2 protein-coding genes are annotated in these 2,022 nt (G+C 70.8%); both read left to right on the top strand.

The annotated features are described in order from the left end of the window. Nucleotides 1–105 precede the first annotated feature (105 nt). Nucleotides 106–912, top strand: coding sequence for a phytanoyl-CoA dioxygenase family protein (locus tag APM_RS05870; RefSeq protein ID WP_007422436.1), 807 nt, complete (start codon nucleotides 106–108; stop codon nucleotides 910–912). A gap of 4 nt (nucleotides 913–916) precedes the next feature. Beyond that, nucleotides 917–2,022: NAD(P)H-dependent oxidoreductase (locus APM_RS05865; protein ID WP_007422435.1), on the top strand; the 1,106-nt coding region annotated here is incomplete at its 3' end.

Genomic DNA, 2,022 nt, shown 5'->3' with positions numbered 1-2,022 from the left:
GGCGGCGCGCGACCATGCAAGCATCGCCGGCGAGACCACCGCCCGCCGCCTCGCCGAACTCGCGCGGGCGGCCTGACGCCATTCGACCAGACAGGAGGACACGACATGAAACTCACCCCGCAGCAGATCGAGGATTTCCACCGCGAGGGCTGGCTGTTCCTGCCCGAGCTGTTCAGCCCCGAGGAGGTGGCGCTGCTCAAGCGGGAATCCGAGGCGATCTACCGCGAGCATCGCCCGGAAGTGTGGCGCGAGAAGACCGGCGCGCCGCGCACCGCCTTCGCCGCGCATACCTATAACGAGGCCTTCGGCACGCTCGGCGCGCATCCCCGCCTGATCGGGCCGGTCGAGCAGCTCTTCGGCGAGCAGGTCTACATGCACCAGTACAAGATCAACGCGAAGGCCGCCTTCACCGGCGAGGTGTGGCAGTGGCACCAGGATTACGGCACCTGGAAGCGCGATGACGGGATGCCCGAGCCGCGGGCGATGAACATCTCGGTGTTCCTCGACGAGGTGATGCCGATCAACGGCCCGCTGCTGCTGGTGCCGCGCAGCCACAATGCCGGCGACCTGGAGGCGAGCCACGATGTCGAGACCACCTCCTACCCGCTCTGGACGCTGGACGAGGCGACGGTGAGCCGGCTGGTCGCCGAGGGCGGGATCGTCGCCCCCACCGGCAAGCCTGGCGGCGTGCTGATGTTCCACGGCAATCTCGTGCATGGCTCGGCCGGGAACATCACGCCCTATCCGCGCCGCATCGTCTATCTCACGCTCAACGCGGTCTCCAATTACATCCGCACGCCGACGCGGCCGGAGTTCATCGCGCACCGGGATTTCGCGCCGATCGTGCCGGTGGCGGACGACGCGCTGGCGCGGCTGGCGGCGGCATCCCAGCCCCGCGCGGCGGCGGAATAGGGCGATGAACCTCTCCCACCTCCTCGCCGCCCGGGCCGACGCCGGGCGGCCGGTTCGCGTGCTGCTGATCGGCGCCGGGAAATTCGGCTCGATGTTCCTCTCGCAGGTGCCGCACACCAGGGGCATCGAGGTCGCCGCCATCGCCGATCTGCGGCCGGACGGCGCCCGCGCCGCCTGCCGCGCCGTCGGCTGGGACGAGGCGCTGATCGCCGCCACGCGCTTCACCGACGATGCCGGCGCCGAATTGCGGCGCGACGACATCGACGTGGTGATCGAGGCGACCGGCAACCCGCCCGCCGGCATCGCCCATGCCCGCGCCGCCTTCGCCGCCGGCAAGCCGGTGGTGATGGTCAATGTCGAGGCCGATGCGCTGGCCGGGCCGCTGCTCGCCGCCGAGGCGGACGCGGCGGGGGTGACCTATTCGCTCGCCTATGGCGACCAGCCCGCCCTCGTCGCCGAGATGGTGGACTGGGCGCGGGCCTGCGGATTTTCCGTGGTCGCCGCCGGCAAGGGGACGAAATATCTGCCGCTCTATCATGGCGTCACGCCGGATACGGTGTGGCAGCATTACGGGCTGACGGCGGAGCAGGCGCGCGAGGGCGGGATGAACCCGCAAATGTTCAACTCCTTCCTCGACGGCACCAAATCCGCGATCGAGATGGCGGCGATCGCCAATGCGACCGGCCTCGCCGTGCCCTCGTCCGGCCTGCATTTCCCGGCCTGCGGGGTGGACGACCTGCCGCATCTGCTCCGCCCGCGGGCGGCGGGCGGGGTGCTGGAGCGCGCCGGCATGGTCGAGGTGGTCTCCTCGCTGGAGCGCGACGGGCGGCCGGTGTTCCGCGACCTGCGCTGGGGCGTCTATGCCGTGTTCGAGGCGCCGAACGACTACGCCGCCGCCTGCTTCGCGCAATACGGGCTGAAGACCGACGCCTCCGGCCGCTACGCCGCGATGTACAAGCCCTATCACCTGATCGGCCTCGAACTGAACGTCTCGGTGCTCTCGGTCGCCCTGCGCGGCGAGCCGACCGGGCGGCCGCGCGGGTTTGCCGGCGATGTCGTCGCCCTCGCCAAGCGGGATCTGGCGGCCGGCGAGGTGCTCGATGGCGAGGG

It is taken from the genome of Acidiphilium sp. PM (assembly GCF_000219295.1).
Lineage (GTDB): Bacteria > Pseudomonadota > Alphaproteobacteria > Acetobacterales > Acetobacteraceae > Acidiphilium > Acidiphilium multivorum.
This window is presented reverse-complemented; position numbering and strand designations above follow the sequence as displayed.

Coding starts and splice junctions, on each gene's coding strand:
- APM_RS05870 (WP_007422436.1), top strand. CDS start 106: ATGAAACTCACCCCGCAGCAGATCGAGGATTTCCACCGCGAGGGCTGG.